Source organism: Bacillus sp. BSL6, from assembly GCF_052928345.1.
Window position 1 is genome coordinate 494,554 of record NZ_JAVGCW010000002.1, and the last position, 20,023, is coordinate 514,576.

At 36.5% G+C, this 20,023-nt stretch carries 21 protein-coding genes; 12 read left to right on the forward strand and 9 right to left on the reverse strand.

The genetic code is table 11. The features are described 5' to 3' along the window. Positions 1-143: 143 nt before the first annotated feature. The 7 genes from RCJ96_RS08775 to RCJ96_RS08805 all read left to right on the forward strand — a co-directional run bounded on the left by RCJ96_RS08775 (position 144) and on the right by RCJ96_RS08805 (position 7,505). Positions 144-995 carry a BclA C-terminal domain-containing protein gene (locus tag RCJ96_RS08775; protein ID WP_446699761.1) on the forward strand — a complete coding sequence of 284 codons (852 nt, stop codon included), beginning with the start codon at positions 144-146 and terminating at the stop codon, positions 993-995. A gap of 122 nt (positions 996-1,117) precedes the next feature. Further along, complete coding sequence (locus RCJ96_RS08780; RefSeq protein ID WP_000428861.1) at positions 1,118-1,963, forward strand: TylF/MycF family methyltransferase; 846 nt, start codon at positions 1,118-1,120, stop codon at positions 1,961-1,963. 136 nt (positions 1,964-2,099) lie between these two features. Then, positions 2,100-2,858, forward strand: a complete 759-nt coding sequence (locus RCJ96_RS08785; protein ID WP_139302882.1) for a class I SAM-dependent methyltransferase — start codon at positions 2,100-2,102, stop codon at positions 2,856-2,858. Positions 2,859-2,864: 6 nt separating this feature from the next. After that, on the forward strand, positions 2,865-3,800 hold the full coding sequence (locus RCJ96_RS08790; RefSeq protein WP_074609839.1) for a glycosyltransferase family 2 protein: 936 nt from the start codon (positions 2,865-2,867) through the stop codon (positions 3,798-3,800). Between the two features lie 142 nt (positions 3,801-3,942). After that, positions 3,943-5,103: an FtsW/RodA/SpoVE family cell cycle protein gene (locus RCJ96_RS08795; RefSeq protein ID WP_074609840.1), complete on the forward strand. Its 1,161-nt coding sequence runs from the start codon at positions 3,943-3,945 to the stop codon at positions 5,101-5,103. 74 nt (positions 5,104-5,177) lie between these two features. Further along, complete coding sequence (prpE, locus tag RCJ96_RS08800) at positions 5,178-5,918, forward strand: bis(5'-nucleosyl)-tetraphosphatase PrpE (protein WP_074609842.1); 741 nt, start codon at positions 5,178-5,180, stop codon at positions 5,916-5,918. 198 nt (positions 5,919-6,116) lie between these two features. Beyond that, positions 6,117-7,505 (forward strand): peptidase G2 autoproteolytic cleavage domain-containing protein, encoded by a 1,389-nt coding sequence (locus tag RCJ96_RS08805; protein WP_416504217.1) that lies wholly within the window; start codon positions 6,117-6,119, stop codon positions 7,503-7,505. A 47-nt stretch (positions 7,506-7,552) separates the two neighbouring features. On the opposite strand, the gene RCJ96_RS08810 is transcribed toward RCJ96_RS08805, so the two are convergent. From RCJ96_RS08810 to RCJ96_RS08825, 4 genes are read right to left on the reverse strand one after another with little or no spacing between them, the layout of a single operon-like run. Then, complete coding sequence (locus RCJ96_RS08810; RefSeq protein ID WP_074609845.1) at positions 7,553-8,446, reverse strand: RluA family pseudouridine synthase; 894 nt, start codon at positions 8,444-8,446, stop codon at positions 7,553-7,555. 15 nt (positions 8,447-8,461) lie between these two features. Beyond that, positions 8,462-9,259: an NAD kinase gene (locus RCJ96_RS08815; RefSeq protein WP_416504218.1), complete on the reverse strand. Its 798-nt coding sequence runs from the start codon at positions 9,257-9,259 to the stop codon at positions 8,462-8,464. Between the two features lie 18 nt (positions 9,260-9,277). Continuing rightward, complete coding sequence (locus RCJ96_RS08820) at positions 9,278-9,916, reverse strand: GTP pyrophosphokinase (RefSeq protein ID WP_001081482.1); 639 nt, start codon at positions 9,914-9,916, stop codon at positions 9,278-9,280. A 30-nt stretch (positions 9,917-9,946) separates the two neighbouring features. Continuing rightward, positions 9,947-10,318 (reverse strand): UPF0738 family protein, encoded by a 372-nt coding sequence (locus RCJ96_RS08825; protein WP_001180009.1) that lies wholly within the window; start codon positions 10,316-10,318, stop codon positions 9,947-9,949. Between the two features lie 146 nt (positions 10,319-10,464). Between RCJ96_RS08825 and RCJ96_RS08830 the strand changes: the two genes are divergently transcribed. The 4 genes from RCJ96_RS08830 to RCJ96_RS08845 all read left to right on the forward strand — a co-directional run bounded on the left by RCJ96_RS08830 (position 10,465) and on the right by RCJ96_RS08845 (position 12,918). Beyond that, on the forward strand, positions 10,465-11,043 hold the full coding sequence (locus tag RCJ96_RS08830) for a CYTH domain-containing protein (protein WP_074609849.1): 579 nt from the start codon (positions 10,465-10,467) through the stop codon (positions 11,041-11,043). A 180-nt stretch (positions 11,044-11,223) separates the two neighbouring features. Next, a complete protein-coding gene (locus RCJ96_RS08835; RefSeq protein ID WP_074609851.1) occupies positions 11,224-11,622 on the forward strand; it encodes a globin domain-containing protein in 399 nt (132 codons plus the stop codon). Next, a complete protein-coding gene (locus RCJ96_RS08840; protein WP_242303921.1) occupies positions 11,622-12,515 on the forward strand; it encodes a ClpXP adapter SpxH family protein in 894 nt (297 codons plus the stop codon). Before RCJ96_RS08835 ends, RCJ96_RS08840 begins: the two co-directional genes overlap by 1 nt. Positions 12,516-12,744: 229 nt before the next feature. After that, on the forward strand, positions 12,745-12,918 hold the full coding sequence (locus RCJ96_RS08845) for a hypothetical protein (protein WP_000754592.1): 174 nt from the start codon (positions 12,745-12,747) through the stop codon (positions 12,916-12,918). 120 nt (positions 12,919-13,038) lie between these two features. Here the strand turns inward: RCJ96_RS08845 and pepF are convergent, their stop codons facing one another. The 4 genes from pepF to mecA all read right to left on the reverse strand — a co-directional run bounded on the left by pepF (position 13,039) and on the right by mecA (position 18,541). Further along, entirely contained in the window at positions 13,039-14,865 is a 1,827-nt protein-coding gene (gene pepF, locus RCJ96_RS08850; protein WP_416504219.1) for an oligoendopeptidase F, read from the reverse strand. Positions 14,866-14,915: 50 nt separating this feature from the next. After that, positions 14,916-16,160 (reverse strand): competence protein CoiA, encoded by a 1,245-nt coding sequence (locus tag RCJ96_RS08855; RefSeq protein WP_416504220.1) that lies wholly within the window; start codon positions 16,158-16,160, stop codon positions 14,916-14,918. 80 nt (positions 16,161-16,240) lie between these two features. Next, complete coding sequence (locus RCJ96_RS08860) at positions 16,241-17,785, reverse strand: cardiolipin synthase (protein WP_074609857.1); 1,545 nt, start codon at positions 17,783-17,785, stop codon at positions 16,241-16,243. Between the two features lie 72 nt (positions 17,786-17,857). After that, positions 17,858-18,541, reverse strand: a complete 684-nt coding sequence (gene mecA / locus RCJ96_RS08865) for an adaptor protein MecA (RefSeq protein ID WP_000350710.1) — start codon at positions 18,539-18,541, stop codon at positions 17,858-17,860. 326 nt (positions 18,542-18,867) lie between these two features. Here mecA and RCJ96_RS08870 point away from each other — a divergent pair, with 326 nt between their 5' ends. Then, positions 18,868-19,542: a TerC family protein gene (locus RCJ96_RS08870; protein ID WP_074609858.1), complete on the forward strand. Its 675-nt coding sequence runs from the start codon at positions 18,868-18,870 to the stop codon at positions 19,540-19,542. Positions 19,543-19,591: 49 nt separating this feature from the next. Here the strand turns inward: RCJ96_RS08870 and spx are convergent, their stop codons facing one another. Beyond that, positions 19,592-19,987, reverse strand: a complete 396-nt coding sequence (gene spx, locus RCJ96_RS08875) for a transcriptional regulator Spx (RefSeq protein ID WP_000258267.1) — start codon at positions 19,985-19,987, stop codon at positions 19,592-19,594. Positions 19,988-20,023 lie beyond the last annotated feature (36 nt).

The following is a 20,023-nucleotide window of genomic DNA, read 5'->3' on the forward strand; positions in this document are numbered from 1 at the left end:
CATATGTTATACATATACTAAACTTTCCACTTTTTTAAATTGTTCAAGCAGTTTAAGATTTCTTTTCAATAATTCAAATGTCCGTGTCATTTTCTTTCGGTTTTGCATCTACTATATAATGAACGCTTTATGGAGGTGAATTTATGTCAAATCATAATTATTCAGATGGATTAAATCCCGATGAGTCTTTATCAGCTAGTGCATTTGACCCTAATCTTGTAGGACCAACATTACCACCGATACCACCGTTTACCCTTCCTACCGGACCAACTGGGCCGACTGGACCAACTGGACCGACTGGGCCAACTGTACCAACTGGGCCGACTGGAGCAACTGGACCGACTGGGCCAACTGGGCCAACTGGAGACACTGGTGCTACTGGACCGACTGGAGCAACTGGAGCAACTGGAGACACTGGTGCTACTGGACCAACTGGGCCAACTGGAGACACTGGTGCTACTGGACCAACTGGGCCAACTGGAGACACTGGTGCTACTGGACTGACTGGGCCGACTGGAGACACTGGTGCTACTGGACTGACTGGGCCGACTGGTGCTACCGGACTGACTGGGCCAACTGGACCATCAGGGCTAGGACTTCCAGCAGGATTATATGCATTTAACTCCGGTGGGATTTCTTTAGATCTAGGAATTAATGATCCACTACCATTTAATACTGTTGGATCTCAGTTTGGTACAGCAATTTCTCAATTAGATGCTGATACTTTCGTAATTAGTGAAACTGGATTCTATAAAATTACTGTTATCGCTAATACTGCAACAGTCAGTGCATTAGGAGGTCTTACAATCCAAGTGAATGGAGTACCTGTACCAGGTACTGGATCAAGTTTAATCTCACTTGGAGCACCTATCGTTATTCAAGCAATTACGCAAATTACGACAACTCCATCATTGGTTGAAGTAATTGTTACAGGGCTTGGGCTATCATTAGCTCTTGGTACGAGTGCATCCATTATTATTGAAAAAATCGCTTAATTTTTTACTTAGCAGTAAAACTGATATTAGTTTTACTGCTTTTTCATTTTTAAATTCAATCATTAAATCTTCCTTTTCTACATAGTCATAATGTTGTATGACATTCCGCAGGAGGCACTTATATGGAAAATAAATCAGCTGTCCAGCTTTATCTTGAGCTATTAAAGAAAACCATTTTATTTGAAATATGGTTGGAATACGAACCATACTTACCTGCTTCGTTACATATATCTAAAGAACTATCATATGAACCAGTTACGGTCCCACTTCCTTTATTTCTTAAGCAGTATGTAGAAAATCACAATTTAAAAATCGTTAACCCTAATGTTTCAAACAATGAGCGTCAAGGTGGTAAGGATTGGCCAAGAGCTGCACACAGTATGGTTGGTCGAAAACGTATGAATCAATTACAAGAGGCGATGGAGACTGTAGTCAGAGAAAATATAGAAGGCGATTTTATTGAAACTGGTGTATGGCGCGGAGGATCATGCATTTTTATGAATGGGTTTTTACAAGCAAACAACATTACGGATCGTACTGTATGGGTTGCTGATTCGTTTGAAGGTTTGCCCGCACCTAACTTAGAACAATATCCGAAAGATTACGGTGATTATTTGCACACATTCGATTACTTACGAGTTTCTTTAGAAACAGTGCAAGAAAACTTTAGAAAATATGATTTATTAAATGATCAGGTGAAATTTTTAAAGGGTTGGTTTAAAGATACATTGCCTTCAGCACCGATAGAAAAAATTGCAATTGCTCGCCTTGATGGTGATATGTATGAATCAACGATGGATAGTCTTGTAAATTTATACGATAAAGTTTCAATAGGTGGCTTTATTATTATTGATGATTATGGACTGATAACATGCGCAGAGGCCGTAACAGATTTCAGAAGTGAAAGAAACATAAAAACTCCTATGACTCAAATCGATGATTTCGGTATTTTTTGGAGAAAAGAATAGAATAAAAAATTATTTAATTGAGGGGTACTATTATACTACTAATTCATGAAAACAAATCTTGTAATGAATAAAAGCAAAGCTCCCCTCAATATAAGGTAGAAATTTCCTACTTTACTATAAGAAAGGTGTGAATTTTTTGAACGAAAATGAGAAAAAAATCACATTAATTCCACCCCCAGAACTCGTTCAATATGTAGGTGGTCATTTTGAAGAAGTTGGAAAAGAGTTTATGCAGTATTTTATTGAAATTGGCAATTTAAAATCAAATGAAACAGTGTTAGATGTAGGCTGTGGTATCGGCCGGATAGCGGTTCCATTAATGAACTATTTAAGCGATGATGGTAATTATTATGGATTTGACTTATTTAATAAGGGAATTACATGGTGCAAAAATAACATTTCAACACGCCGTAACAATTTCCATTTTGAACATGTCGATATATATAACCAATTCTACAATCCCGATGGAAAAGAAGATGCTTCTCAATACAAGTTTCCATATGAAGATGAATCATTTGACTTTATTTTTTTAACGTCTGTATTTACCCATCTTCTTCCGAAAGAATTAGAGCATTACTTAAGTGAAATTTCTCGAGTTTTGAAAAAGGATGGGAGATGTTTTATTACTTTCTTTTTAATTAATCCTGAGTCTTCCTATTATTTAAATGCAGGTCTAAGTGCGTTAGGTTTTTATCATCAAATTGACAATTGTTATGTTCTAAATAAAGAGATCCCAAATTTCGCAGTTGCCTATCCTGAGGAAGATATTCGTACCCTATTAAATAAGTATGGACTAGAATTGCAGACTCCTCCCCATTATGGTTCATGGTGTAGCAGAACTGAATACACAAGCTATCAAGATATTATTCTTACACAAAAAATTTCCGAAAGGTAGTTGTATATGAATAATATAAAAAATCCGCCTCTCGTTTCCATCCTTATTCCAACCTATAATCGGCCTCATTATTTTAAAATCGCTCTAGAAAGCGCATTAGCACAAACCTATCCAAACATTGAAATTATTGTAGGAGACGATAGCACAAATAATGAAACAGAAAAATTAATATACAGAGATTATTTACATAAGCATAAACATATAACGTACATTCGAAACCCCTCTACTTTAGGACAATTTCATAACGCCCTTATGCTTTTAGAACAATCAAATGGAGAGTACATAAATTTCTTAATGGATGATGATATATTTTATAATAATAAAATTGAAAAAATGATGTTTTATTTCCAAAAAGACTTAAATCAAAATCTCGCACTTATTACATCTTATCGTACTTGGATTAATGATGATGGAGATATAATTGAACAACACCCCTCCATGAAAAGATTATATGATGAAGATACTCTACTAAATGGGAAAGATTTTGGAAACCGTATGCTTATACTAGGGCAAAATATTATTGGTGAACCTACGACTGTACTCTTTCGAAAATGCCTATTAACAGAACCTTTCGGTACTTTAAATGGTAGAAATTATAATTGTAGTGTGGATATGGCTTCTTGGATCAGTTTACTTTCCAAAGGTGATGCAATCTATATTACGGAACCTTTAAGTTCTTTCCGCCTTCATACGGGACAGCAAGTACATCACAAATACCTTGAAGGTTGCGAAGATTTTTCACATCTCGTTTTACATTCAAAAAAATATGGTTTTCTACAAGAGATTGACTATTACAAAACGAGTCTGTTAAAAGCTTGCGAATGGTATAAAAACGCTACAACATTTTATCAGCTATATCCAGAACTCATTCCAACGACCGATACACATACTCGCCTTTCTCATTGTTTGAATATAGTTACAAAAGAACTCCATGCAATCTAATCCATCACAAGGGGGAATTCCTTCCTTGTGATGTATGACTTCCCGCAAATAGTGGAATAAATGTATGCATAGTCTGCTTGTATATTATTTTTTTCATGACATAATCCACATATTTACTAGGCGATAGAAAGGAATACATACATTGAAAGATCCAAATTCTCAATATCAAATAGACTACGTATTACTATGCATCTTATTTGCCATTGGGACTGTTAGTTGCTTTGCAATTGCAAGTGCACAAGCCTCTTTACCACCATTTTTGCAAAATGTAAATTTTGTATTAAAGCAAATCCAGTGGTACTTCATTGGATTCATAGCCATTGGTGTTATTATGATTATCGATTTCGATCGTTATCAAAAAATTGCTTGGTATTTATATAGCTTTGCATTGGTACTACTAATTGGGCTAGAACTTCAAGTACCAGGTGCCATTACAATTAAAGGTGCGACCGCTTGGTACAGGCTCCCAGGCATCGGAAATTTCCAGCCTTCTGAAATTATGAAATTGTTTTTAATTATCGTCACCGGACGAATTATAGCAAATCACAATGAGAAATATTTTTACCGAACAATACACGATGATTTTTTATTACTCGGAAAAATATGCGCAACAAGTTTGCCGCCCCTACTACTTATCGCAAAGGAACCTGATTTAGGAAACACAATGGTAATTTCAGCTATGCTTGCAGCAATGATATTAGTTTCTGGTATACGTTGGCGTTTTATTTTCGGGTTAGCTTCCGGTATCTTTGCAGCTGGCGTTACATTAACGTATATTTTTTTTACTCATACAAAATTCTTTAAAGCACACATTTTACAAGAATATCAATTAAATCGCTTCTACGGCTGGTTAGCTCCATACAAATATGATGCGCAAGGCTATCAATTAAGACAAGCTTTCTTAGCTACTGGATCAGGAGAAATGCAAGGAAAAGGTTGGGAAAATGGACAAGTATACTTTCCAGAACCACATACAGATTTTATTTTCACTAATGTCGCTGAGCAATTCGGATTTTTAGGCGCAAGCGTCATTATTGCACTTTTTTTCCTACTTATTTTCCGCATGATTCATATCGCTATAGAAAGTAATGACCCTTTCGGTAGTTACATCTGCGCTGGTACAATCGGAATGTTTACTTTTCAAGTATTTCAAAATATCGGGATGACAATCGGACTACTACCTATTACAGGAATCACATTACCCCTTATGAGCTACGGAGGAAGTTCCTTACTCACATACATGATAGCGATTGGATTTGTTTTAAACGTCCGCTCAAGAACGAAAATCTTTATGTTTAACTGAAGCACAAAAACGGTATATTTTTATCTCTATCCTTTTTTAGATATACTAATGAAAAATATGATGGAGGTTTAAATATGAAATATGACATTATAGGGGATATACATGGATGCTTACAAGAGTTTCAAAATTTAACAGAGAAGCTAGGGTATAACTGGAGTAGCGGTCTACCGATTCACCCTGATCAACGCAAACTTGCATTTGTTGGTGATATTACAGATCGCGGCCCTCATTCATTACGTATGATTGAAATTGTATGGGAACTTGTCATACATAAAAAAGTAGCTTACTACGCTCCGGGAAATCACTGTAATAAACTATACCGATTTTTCCTTGGGCGTAATGTAACAATCGCTCATGGACTCGAAACAACTGTTGCTGAATATGAAGCACTGCCTTCTCATAAACAAAACATGATAAAAGAAAAATTCATCACACTTTACGAGCAATCCCCTTTATATCACGTACTCGATGAGAAAAGGTTACTCGTGTGTCACGCCGGCATTCGGCAAGATTACATAGGAAGACAAGATAAAAAAGTACAAACCTTTGTATTATATGGCGATATCACTGGAGAAAAACATGCTGACGGTTCACCTGTCCGTCGCGACTGGGCGAAGGAGTATAAAGGAACAGCTTGGGTTGTATATGGACATACACCCGTAAAAGAACCTCGCTTTGTAAATCATACAGTCAATATTGACACTGGTGCTGTATTTGGTGGCAAACTAACTGGACTACGTTATCCTGAAATGGAGATTGTTTCCGTTCCTTCCTCCCTGCCTTTTGTCCCTGAGAAATTCCGCCCAATTTCATAACTCATATGTAAGGATTACCGTATCCTTTAGGCGTCTCTCATATAAAGTGAAACTTTAATCAGCCCTCACCAATCCCACTTTAATGGGCAGCCCGTCCATTAAAGTGGGATAAAAATTGGGTAAAGTCATTAAAAAAAGATGCAATAAAGTGCATCTTTTTTTAATGACACGGCATATACTGTCGCAGGAGGTGACAGAATGAAGAAAAAATCTTCTAAACAAAAAAGAAAATGCCCGCCTTTTTATCTGCCCATGTACGGAATTAACAACTGGTGCAGCATTCGAGCTGCAGCTGTAGAAGAACTGGAAGAACAAGAGGCTTCCACAAAAAACAAAGATAGACCAAAATATGTCTCATTACAGAATGCTGTAATGAGCCGCATAATTGATAATAGAAAAGCAAAGATGCAGCAAAAAAATAAACCTCTCTCTACTCATATTGAACAGATTGTGCCTTCTGAGCAAGTAGAGAAGAATACAGAAGAAAACAGCCCTGTAGCAATAAATAAAAAAGCGGAAGCAGACATTCCAGCTGCTATTATAAATCAAGTAAAAAAAATTAAAGAAGCATTAGTACCGTCAGGTGATATACAAACAGAAAAAACGATTATCATTCAGACCCCTACATCTGAAAATACAAAAGTAAAAAAAGATGGGCGGTATGCATATGCAGAGGGTCTTCACTCTCATGCAGAGGGTACAGCTTCACATGCAGAAGGACTTCTGACACATGCAAAAGGTTCTTTCTCTCATGCAGAAGGATCAAAAACGAAAGCAACTGGACATAGTTCCCATAGTGAAGGAAGTGAAACGACAGCAGGTGGCTCCTATTCTCATGCGGAAGGTAAACATACAATCGCTTTAGGCGAAGCAGCACATGCAGAAGGAACCGCGACTATCGCTAACGGATTCTCTTCTCATGCGGAAGGTAATCATACATCAACAGCTCATTTTGCAGGTAGCCATATTATGGGGCGCTTCGGCGCAGCAGATGAATCTTATTCTTGGTTTATTGCAAACGGTACAAATGAAACCGATCATAATATCGGTGCAAAGTGGCTTGCTCATAATGGAGAAATGTACATTGAGGGCGCTTCTTACAATGCAAGCGGAACTGATTTTGCGCAAATGTTTGAAACAGTAGACAATACTTTTATTGATGTAGGTTATTTCGTTACATTTAGTAGCGAAGAAAAAATTCGAATCGCTACTTCAAACGATTCATTCATCTTAGGAATATCTAGTGCCACCCCCGCTCTTATAGGAAATAGCGGTGCTTTAAGTTGGCAAAAACGCTATAAAACAGATAGCTTCGGAAAACGTCAATATGTACGTACGGAATCGCAAGACATACAACCTCTTTTAAATACAGAATGGGATCCAGCTTGCAAATATATAGCAAGAAAAGACCGTAACGAGTGGCTTCCTGTCGGATTAATTGGACAAATGTTAGTACGTGATGACGGTACTTGCGAAACGCATGGATATTGTCGTCCAAATAACGATGGCATTGCTACAAAATCTGAAAGTGGCTTTTTCGTTATAAAGCGCACGGGCGACAATCAAATTTTAATATTATTCCGCTAAGAAAAAGGGAACAAAATTCTTCGTTACATAAGAATTTTGTTCCCTTTTTAAGTATGTCTTAATACCGCTTGCATATCGCTTGGAATCGGTGTAGTGAAAGACATTTCTTTCTCTAAAATAGGATGATAAAACGTCAAGGATGTACTGTGAAGCGCTTGTCGTTTCATTTCATCTCTTTTTCCACCATATAAATTATCGCCAAGTAGCGGATGTCCTATGTACGCCATATGCACACGAATTTGATGCGTTCTCCCTGTATCGAGCTCAAGTGATACGTGCGTCTTATGATTGACGCTATCGATCACTCTAAAATGAGTAACGGCTCTTTGCCCCTCCTCACAAACGGTTCGCTCAATAATGCTATCCGATTTTCGTCCAATCGGTGCGTCAATCGTTCCTTCTCTTTCTACCATCTCACCGTGAACAATCGCTTCATACGTTCTTTTCACAGCTTTTTGTTGATGCTGTTTCGATAAAAGATGATGTACGAAACGATTTTTTGCAATAAGCATAAGCCCTGAAGTATCACGATCTAACCTCGTTACGATGTGCACCGTACTTGCAAGATGTCGCTTATCATAATGAGATAAGAGCGCATTCGCAACACTTCCTGCCGGATGTTCTCTAGACGGGATCGTTGACATGTTTGCCTCTTTGTTTATGACAAGAACTGCATCATCTTCATATACGATACATAAAGGAATATCTTCAGCAATCATCCCTTCACTTCTTTCCTCTACTGGAAAAAAGACACGTAATTCTTCACCAGCTTGCAACTGATGACGAACGCTCGCATGTTGACCATTTACTTCTATAGATCCGCCATGAAACTTTATATCCGTTAATGCGGCTTTGGAGATCCCTTTTGTTTTTAAAAATTCTCTAACCAAAGTTCCTTCCTCAGCCGAGTCTATATCCCATTTCAATGTAAATCTGTTCAAATATATAAACCCTTTCTATTTATCTGCAACAAACGAGTCACGAACTCGTTTCCAGAACGGAAATGGACGGAAACGAACGAATCGTACTTTCTCATTTGCCACGCGATACTGAATTGATTTCACATTTTGATGAACCATCGTTAAATGGTCCACCGTAATTTGTAAGTTCATTCCTGCAGTCGGCTTCAGCACGCATGTATGATGTTTCGGCAATACGAGCGGCGAACCTACCGTACGAAACACACGGTTATTAATCGATGCCATTTCCGCAATTTGAATCGCTTCAATAGAAGGGTGAATAATTGCTCCGCCAAGCGCCTTATTATACGCAGTACTTCCCGAAGGAGTAGAAATACAAAGGCCATCCCCGCGGAACGTTTCAAAGTACTCTCCGCGTATTTCCACTTCTGTTACTAATGTACCTTCTGCACTTTTTACAGTCGCTTCATTCATCGCTAAATACTGCGACTCTTTACTCCCATTCACATAGCGAATAATCACTTCTAAAAGCGGATATTCCACCACTTGGAATGGTGTTTTAGCAATTGCAATTACTAATTTCTCTACTTCTGTCGGTAACCAATCTGCATAGAAACCTAAATGCCCTGTATGTACACCAACAAATGCTGTTTCATCCAATCGATTATAATAACGATGAAACGCATATAAAAGCGTTCCATCTCCCCCAACAGAAATTACAATATCGGGTTCCTGTTCATCCATTATAAATCCAAAATCTAGCAAGTATTCTTTCATCGTGCTTGCCAGTGCATCTGATGATTGATCTCCCTTTGACATAATTGTAAATTTCATCGCCCAACACCCTTTAGTTTATGATTCGGAATCTTTCGTTTCTTGCTTTCTTGAAAAAGCTTTCTGCGCTTCTTGAATTTCAAGACGGATAGAAGACATTTCTTCATCTAATAAAAATGCTGCTTCCGCTGCACGTTGCAAGCGTATTTTAATATCTTCAGGAAAACGTCCACTATATTTATAATTTAAAGAATGCTCAATTGTTGCCCAAAAGTTCATTGCTAACGTACGTATTTGGATTTCTACCAACACTTTTTGTTCTCCTTGAATTGTTTGAACAGGATAACTAATAACAACGTGATAAGAACGATAACCACTATCTTTCTTTTGCGTGACATAATCACGCTCTTCCACGATTTCAAAGTCATTTCGTTTTCTAAGATATTCTACAACAGGCTTAATCTCATCAACAAATTGACACATCATTCGAAGGCCTGCGATGTCTTGCATATCTTCTCTTAGCCTGTCTAACGGTACATTTCTCTTCTCCGCTTTATCAATAATGCTTGCAACCGACTTTACCCTTCCTGTTACAAACTCAATTGGAGAATGCTCTGTTAACATTGCAAATTGAGTACGCATTCCTTTTAGTTTCACTTTCAGCTCTGCCACCGCTTGATGGTAAGGTGCTAAAAATTCTTCCCAATTTCGATTCATTTCAACCACCACCAAAATCAATCCATTTGCTTATAGAAATACTTTTTCTACAGCAGTTACTAGTTCTTCTCCGTAATTTGCATTACCTTCAATATTTTCAACTAAATATTCTACTTCTTCTTTTAATCCTTCTAATTCCATTTCAATGTCATTCACGCGAACAAACATAACCACATCGTTATTCATCGCTTCATGCATTGCTTCCCAGCATGTGTGCGGAATACTTACATAAATGAAAGATGATTCGTTTTCTAAGATATATAAAAATGATAAATTGTCTGAGTCTACAAGTACGTGATTACGCGCACTTAACCCCTTTACCTCTATTTCACTATTTTCCGCACAAAAAATAAGAGCATTCTCTCTCTTTTCTACGCTCTTAACTTGGATTTTATTTTGCATGCTCTAACTCCTCCATCTCAACTTCCTGTCTTACTTAACAGTATTATTGTATCATAACATGGACGCAAACAAATAAAACATTGAACCAAATTTGTGAAAAAGCGATAATGTTTAAAGAATTATTTTTCAAAAGGAGCGCGCATACAATGACACAAGAAATTGAAATTGAATTTAAAAATATTGTTACAGAAGAAGAATTCCATGCATTATGTAAATCATTTTCTATTGAGGTATTTACGAAACAAGTGAATCACTATTTTGAAACACCGAACTTCTCATTAAAGGAAGCTGGCTCTGCACTTCGTATTCGTCATAAAGGAGAAACTTATACATTAACATTGAAACAACCTGCAGAAGTCGGCTTGTTAGAAACGCATCAAGTTATAACAGCAGATGAAGCAAGATTGATGATGGAAACAAATACAATTATTCAAGGCGCTGTAGTAGATCAACTACACACATTACAAATTCCTGTTTCTACTTTAACTTATATGGGTAGTTTAACAACTGAAAGAGCCGAAACACTATTTGAAGGCGGAACGCTTGTCTTTGATCATAGTTTCTATTACAATCACGATGATTATGAAATTGAATTTGAAGTGCAAGATGAAGAAGCAGGCAAAGCTGCATTTATTCATTTATTAAAGCAACACGACATACCAATCCGTCATACAAATAATAAAGTAAAACGCTTTTTCCTTGCCAAACAAAACAAAGCACGCTAAAGTGAAAATTCCACTAGTGAATACGTTCTACTAGTGGATACATCTCACTTTTTGAAAAGGAAAAGATTCTTTTACATCTGTAGAATAAGCAAAGAACGTTATGAAGGCTGTTTATTTGCCCTCCCTAACATTCCATTGCTACAATAGATATACATTTCATGGAAAAAGGAGTTTAAAAGGATGAGCAAGCAACCGATGACACCATTTGAAGCAATTGGCGGTGAACAATGCATTGCAATATTAGTAGACACATTTTATTCCTATGTCAGTAAACACCCTGACCTATCTCCCATCTTCCCGGATGATTTAACAGAAACAGCTAGGAAGCAGAAGCAATTTTTAACACAATATTTAGGTGGTCCTAATTTGTATACGGAAGAACATGGTCATCCTATGTTAAGAGCACGCCATCTCCCGTTTGAGATTACTCCAAAACGAGCAGAGGCTTGGCTATCGTGCATGGAGCAAGCAATGGATGACACAGGAGTGCACGGTCATATAAGAGAGTTCGTTTTTGAACGTTTAGCATTAACTGCTCAGCATATGGTTAATACTCCAGACGAAACAGGTGAACTATAATGGATAAACAGGAAGCAAAGCATATCAATATGCCATCTCCTTCCGCATGTGAGCATAAGTCTGTAGAAGCATATTTATTTATTGATCCACTTTGTAAAGATTGCTGGGAAATTGAACCCTTTATTATTAAACTATGGCTTGAATATGGGAAATACTTCTCTATTCGTCATATCGTAACAGGAAAAGTGGACGGAACGAACGCTTCCTCACACAAATGGAATAAACCTGCTAATATTCGATTTGTGTGGGAAAAGACAACAAGTTTACAGGGTTTTTCATGTGATGGAAAGGTACATATGCAAGAAGCATCGTCAACACCATATTTAGTTTCGATGGCAATTAAAGCAGCGGAGTTGCAGGGCCGAAAAGCAGGTTCGAAGTTTTTGCGAAAACTCCAAGAATACATTTTCCTTGAAAATGTATCAAATCCTGACTGCGAATTATTACTTGCATGCGCAAAAGATAGCAATATTGATGTAGAAGAATTTAAAAAAGACCTATATTCCGCTAGTGCAAAAAAGGCTTTCCAATGTGACTTAAAATTCACAAATGAGATGCATATTACAGAAATACCTTCTCTCGTATTCTTTCATGCAAATTCAGATGAAGAAGGTATTAAAATCGCTGGAACGTATTCCTACGACGTCTACGTACAATTATTGAAAGAACTTGTAAAATGTGAAATCGAGCCAGAGCCATTACCACCTTTAGAAGTATTCCTGGAAGCGACACAATTTATCTCTTCAAAAGAAGTAGCATTTATATATGACTGCTCGAAGCAAGAAATTGAACGTGAACTAAAAAAATTACAACTGAAACGAAAAGTACAAATGATTGACGTAAAATGTGAGCGTTATTGGAAATGGATAGCAAAAGAAAAAGACCTGGTGTAAACACCAGGTCTTTTTCTTTACGGCTTATAAAAATATTAAAGGGGATGGGAGAAATTTTCACGTTCAAACAAAGGGGTATATGTTTGTATGTGAATTCGTTCACGCTTATTATATTACAAGATTCGACGTCAGATGACAACCCCTTTTGTCGAATTTCACACTTTTGTCACATTCTAAACGTTTTCATTTTTGAATAAGCTATAAAAAAGCTATTTTGGAGGTGTTTTGTATGAAAAAAACGTATATTTTACTTATCATTCTAGCTATCATTGTTTCTTTTTTCTTGTACATCCTCTCCCTACTACAAGCTTTTCCTAAAATGATTGCCTTTCCTCTTTTATTCGGAGTCATTGTCATCGCTCTCTCTTATTTCAACCATAAAAAACGATTTAAAGGGTTTTAATGAACTGTAAAACTGCCTTCTAGTTTAGAAAAAAGAAGACAATTCGATTTATTCTCCCGACAAATATCGACAAAATAACATGTAAACAAAAAGACGAGGAGAAATCCCTCGTCTTTTCTATTACTTCTCTTCAAATAATAATGCTTCTAATTCATTTAATTTCTCTTCAAATACTTGCAATGCTTCTTTTACCGGTTCTGGAGATGCCATATCTACTCCAGCTTTTTTCAGCACTTCAATTGGATAATCCGAACTTCCTGCTTTTAAGAACTCATTAATATAGCGTTCTACTGCTGGTTGCCCTTCTTCTAAAATTTGTTTAGATAGAGCAGTTGCTGCACTAAATCCTGTTGCGTATTGGTATACGTAATAGTTGTAGTAGAAGTGCGGAATACGTGACCACTCTAAACCAATTTCTTCATCAATTACTAAAGCATCACCGAAATATTTCTTATTTAAATCATAGTAGATCTCCGTTAACATGTCTGGCGTAACCGCATGTCCCTCTTGTACTTTCTTATGAATAATATGCTCAAACTCTGCGAACATCGTTTGACGGAATACAGTACCACGGAATCCTTCTAAATAATGATTTAATAAGTATAGACGCTCTTTCTTATCTTCTGTCGTTTTTAATAAATAATCGTTTAGCAACGCTTCATTACAAGTTGATGCTACTTCCGCAACAAAGATTGAATAGTCACCGTATACGTGCGGCTGCGTTTTTCTTGTGTAGTAACTATGCACAGAATGACCAAATTCATGAGCAAGTGTAAATAAATTATTTACATTATCATGCCAGTTCATTAAAATATAAGGATTTGTTCCATACGCACCAGATGAATATGCTCCGCTTCGTTTTCCTTTATTCTCATACACATCTACCCAACGATTTTCATATGCTTCTTTTAAAATATCAACATACTCATCACCAAGTACATGTAAAGACTTTAATAACATGTCTTGCGCTTCTTCATACTTCACGTTCATTTTCACTTCTGGTACAAGTGGTGTATATAAATCATACATATGAAGCTCATCAAGCCCTAGTGCACGCTTACGAATATCAATGTAACGATGTAACAAGTGTAAATTATCATTTACAGATTCAACAAGTTGATCATACACTGCTTCAGGAATATTATTATTACTTAATGCCGCTTGACGTGCAGAGTCGTATTTACGAACGCGCGCATTAAAATTATTACGTTTCACAGCTCCGCTTAACGTACTTGCAAATGTATTCTTATATTTTCCGTACGTTTCATATACAGCTTTAAATGCATCTTCACGCACACGACGATCATCACTTTCTAAAAACTGAATGTAACGACCATGTGTAATCTCTACTTCTTCTCCATCCTCACCTTTAATAGATGGGAATTTCAAATCCGCATTATTCAACATACCAAATGTATTACTTGACGCACTCATTACTTCAGATGCTTCTGCTAATAAAGCCTCTTCCGCTTCAGATAATACGTGAGGGCGTTGACGCGTAATTTCTTCTAACGCATGTTCATATACACTTAAGTCTCTATTTTCTTTCAAGAATGTTTGCAATGTATCTTCTGAAATCGATAAAATTTCAGGCACAATATATGCTGTGCTACTAGATACTTGTGAATATAAATTTGTCGCGCGGTCATTTAACGCTTGATACACAGAGTTTGTTGTATCTTGATCGTAACGCATATGTGCATATGTATATAACTTACCTAATCGCATTGAAATTTCATCTTCATATTGCAATGCTTCAAGTAAATTGTTCGCAGAGTCACCAAGTTTCCCTTTAAATTCAGTTAACTTCGGTAATAGCTCTTTAATAGCTTGGAATTCTTGTTCCCATTCTGCATCTGTTTGGAAAATATCTTCTAATCGCCACGTATTTGATTCTTCAATTTCGTTACGATCCGGTAATGTTTTTGCTGTGTTTTGTTCAGACATGCTTTAAGCCCTCCTTTAAATATCTCTACTTACATACAATTCGATTTTTCTTATGTAATTCCTTCACGATCAGTCTTTATTATATCCGCTTTTCCTTCTCTCATGTTGTACTTTGCCTCAAATAAAGATAAGGCATACGCTAAACTCCTTTCATCATATTTCATAACTTCCTCCTCTGTTTTTAACATGGATATCCCCCGTATTTTCCGGTACTTATAAGTCCCTACTCTCTGCAAGACACCTGCATAACATAAAAATGTCATATATTCAGTAACTGCCACTTTCCATATATGCTGTGAAAAGTACGGGAGCATACACCTTTTCGTATACTTTTTTATATAACTACACACATACTTGAGGGAAATACAATCCCCTACCGCAAGCCCACCTATACACTTCATGTATATAAAAGCTTGCCATATAAATGGATTTGTTCGAAAAGCAAATGTGGACGGGAGTGGCACACCAATTTCAGAAGGGAAATTTGCTGGGTTACATTTACATTGGTATAAGAGGCGCAATAGTGACTTATCATTATAATTCAAGATGGGCAAAGCGTTTTGACGAAAATAGTCCTTTCGCCTCTTCCATTCTCGGTTTAATACTTCCCTTTGGAAAGGAACAGGAGAAAAGAGCATTTCAAAAGTAGTCGTTTCAATTGGTAAATATATAATATGTGAAAAAGCAACGCTTGTAGAAAATGATGTAATAAACGTGCATTTCATAAATGATTTTTGTTTCGAACAGAAGAAAATAAGAAGTGGCTGAGGATAAGATTGTAAGGAGAAAGCCATAAGTGAGGAGAATTTCATCCAATATGCTGATTGCTTCTTCAATTGATTTCCACCAATAATCCAAATGACCCGTATACCAGCTCGCCAATACGAATAGGTTCGTTTGCAGAGCTGTTCTATAGAAAGATTCGCGCACTGGTATTCAATCGCAATTTTTCTCCCTGCTCTCTCTATAAAAATATCCGGTCGTTGCTGAATCTCTGGTAGATAATGCTCTATCTCTACATGAACATTTTGACGTTTGAACCACCGATATAACAATTCTTTACCGTACATATGATATATAGATTCTGCTTCATAAAAGGCTAAACATGAATCTACTTTCTTATGAGCAAAATGCCACCTTTTTTGTTTTCCTAATCTCATTAGTACTTCCTTCCCGCAAGCTATGCAAAAGAAACTTTCCCTTTTGCGCATATGGTGTAAAAGCTCTTCATCATGATGATCGAGTAGATGAATTTTTTCTCCGTTTTCTCTTTTTGCGATAAATATCGGAATCACACCCTTTCAGCTCCTTATATTCTACAATTTATTACAAATTCCTTTTAAAAAAGAGATGTCCCAATTTTGGACATCTCTTTTTATAATAAAGGCGATAATAACCGGTACGTTGATTCAACAATTCGTCTATGAAGACGCCTTTTATGAAAACGATCGACGTGAATTTCACTTGATTCTTCTAAATCGTCTTTAAAATCTTGAACAAGTTTTCGAATGCTATCTGTATCATATAAAAAGGCATTTACTTCAAAGTTCAAATGAAAACTTCTCATATCCATATTCGCTGTCCCAATTGAAGCTAAATCAGAATCGACAATGACAACTTTACTATGGAGAAAACCTTTCTCGTATTCATATATCTTTACCCCTGCATCTAAAAGCTCTGGGAAATACGATCTCGATGCGTAAAAGACAGTGCGCTTATCAGGCTTACTCGGCATTAACAAACGAACATCGATACCAGCAAGCGCAGCTACCTTTAATGCGGATAAAATATCATCATCCGGAATGAAATACGGCGTTGCAATCCAAATGGATTTCCGCGCAGAAGCAATCATAGCAAAATATAAATGTTTAATTGTTTCCCATTTATTATCCGGCCCACCTGCAACGAGCTGCACGCCTCCCCAATGCTCCCCCTCAACTGCTTTCGCTTGTAAATATTCAGGGGCTAGCACAGCCTCACCAGTCATATAAAACCAATCTTGAAGGAAAATAAGCTGCAAACTTTGCACAGCTTCACCACGCAAATATAAATGCGTGTCTCGCCAAAAGCCGAAGTACTTATCCTTTCCTAAATATTCATCACCAATATTTAATCCACCTACAAATCCTTCATTTCCATCAATAATAACGATTTTTCGGTGATTTCGATAATTAATCTTATCGTTTAAAATCGGAAAGCGCACAGGGAAGAACGGAATCATTTCGACACCTGCACCGTTTAACTCTTCAATATATGATTTTGATAATTTAAAACTTCCAACCGCATCATATAAAAAACGAACGACTACGCCTTCTTTTGATTTTTGTATTAAAATATCTTTAATTTCTGTTCCAAGTTTATCATCACGCACAATGTAATATTCCATATGAATGTGATGTTTCGCTCGTTTTAATCCATCTAAAATAGCCTGAAACGTTTCATCTCCATTTGTTAATGTTCTCGTTTCAGTTTGAAATGAAATATTTAAAGCGCCTAAGCGATCCGCTAAACGAAATAACAGCTCTTGATGCTTATGATTGCGCAAAATCCGTTCTTCGTAATCTTCATGTCCCTTATATTGTAAAAACGCTTGTTCATCGAGCAACGCCTTCTTTTGGAACATTCTCTTCCTTCGAAAGTTCTGTCCGAATAATAAATAAGCGAAGAATCCAAATACGGGAAAAATACCTAAAACAATGAGCCATGTAAGTGTTTTTGACGGATGACGGTTCTCTAAGAAAATAACGCAGCCAATTAAAAATGCAGATACCGTAAATAAAATACTAATAATACCTAAAATCGAAACATCTTTTATCCCAATTACATCCGAATAAAATGCCACATCAATAAACATACGTAATGAAACAAATAATGCGAACAATAGTAAAACAAAGAAAATCAACTTTAACGTATTTTTCATCTCTTACCTCCTTACTAAGAAAGCTTTCCTATTCTTCATATAAAAAGCCGATTTCATACTACAGAAATCGGCCTACGTTTTAGCAGGAAAATTATTGCGAATTGTTTCAAGCGCATGCTCTTTCACAATTTGTTTCCCATACTCACTTACACGATGAATTGTTAAAGTTGATTCTTCTCCGTATTCTAAAACAATACTTAAAATGCGATCAATTTCTTCCTCATCATGTAGCACTTCATCGAATTCCACATATACATAATAGCGGTCCTCAAATGAATACAGCTCATCTTTTATATCTTCAAAGATAAGACGATGACTTAATGAAATGACATCTTCAAAATCATTAAACTTAATTAAAAAGCCAAACGTACCATCTTCGTTAAAGTTTGTACCTGCTTGTTCCTCTACCTCTTCCACTAATTCTTGCTGGAATAATGATTCAATACCTTCATCTAGAGGAATGTCTATAATTTTATCTACACCTATTGGTAGTTCTAGCTTTTGTCCATCCTTTGAAAGTTCTGCTTTCGTTACAAGTACTTCAATCCCTTTATCGACTGCTTGCACTTGAATCCATAACGGCCCATCAATAAAGAAATCGTCATGATCACGAGCTTCGTCCATCATTTCCCAAAAGAGCTCTTCGCTTCTTTCGCGGTCATACCAAATTTCCTCACGATTAAAGCCTCTGTCCTCTATATCAATGTACGTAATAAAAAATTTCATCGTATGATCATTAATTCTTTCAATATCCAAAATACAACTCTCCCTTCCTGCTTAGAATTGTTATGAAGGGATTCCCCACTCATATGACAAATCAATAGATTCTTGTACTCTCATTTTATGATAAGATTCTCCAGAATGGAAATAAAATCGATTTATTTTACAAAAATAGTTATATGCCTATCTTTAATCGACCATCTACACAAATATATCATTATAGCGATTTCTCACTCCTAAAAAATTTGGACATACATTTCCACCTTCCCCCGTACACTGTAATAAAGTGAAACTTTTATTAGAGAAGATTCACCACATACATATAGTTCGCTTATTAAAACATCATAAATGGAGGCAGACGAATGGACTTAGAGTTTTTAACATCTGTACTAATGATTGTCGGTATCGATGTTGTATTAGGTGGTGACAACGCAATTGTTATCGCACTAGCTAGCCGAAATTTACCTGAATCGAAACGAAATAAAGCTATTTTGATCGGTACTCTTTTAGCAATCGTACTAAGAATTATCCTTACTATACTAGCTGTCTATTTGCTCGACATTCCATTTCTGCAGCTTATCGGGGGCATTTTACTTACATTCATTGCAGTAAATTTACTAACTGATAATAGCAACGATCTTTCTTCTATTCAAGGAAAAACAACTTTATTTCAAGCTGTGCGTACAATTGTATTCGCGGACCTTGTTATGGGATTTGACAACGTTATTGCCATTGCAGGGGCAGCTCACGGAAGATTTTCACTCGTAATAATCGGCTTGCTCATTTCTATCCCGATTATTATTTGGGGCAGCAAACTCATTTTAATGCTTATGGAACGCTTTCCATTCCTCATTTATTGCGGGGCAGCAATTCTCGCTTATACAGCAGGCAAAATGGTCACACATGAAGACAGACTTGCATCCTTTTTTCATAACAATCCAAGTTTCACTGCAGGCATTCCCTATTTGTTCATTTTCACTATTTTATGCATCGGCTTTATCGTACAACAAGTTCGATTACGCAATGTGAAACATTAAAAAAAACCTTCTACTATATAATAGGTAGAAGGTTTTCATATTATTATAATTAATTTACAAGACGCTGTGCTTCACGCAATTGGAACGTTCTTACTGTACGTGGTAAGAAACGGCGGATTTCGTCTTCATTGTAACCTACTTGAAGGCGTTTCTCGTCAATCATAATTGGACGACGTAAAATCCCTGGATAGTCACGAATCATCTTATATAAATCTTGAAGTGGTAAAGACTCTAAGTTTACATTTAATTCTTGGAAAACTTTTGAACGAGTAGAAATAATCTCATCCGTTCCGCTTTCTGTCATACGTAAAATCTCTTTAATTTCCTCAATCGTTAATGGATCTGAGAAAATATTACGTTCTGTATAAGGAATATGATTTTCCTCTAGCCATAATTTCGCCTTTCTACAAGACGTACAGCTTGGAGAACTATATAATGTTACCATACAAAGCTCACTCTCCTTAAAGAGTACAAATTCTGT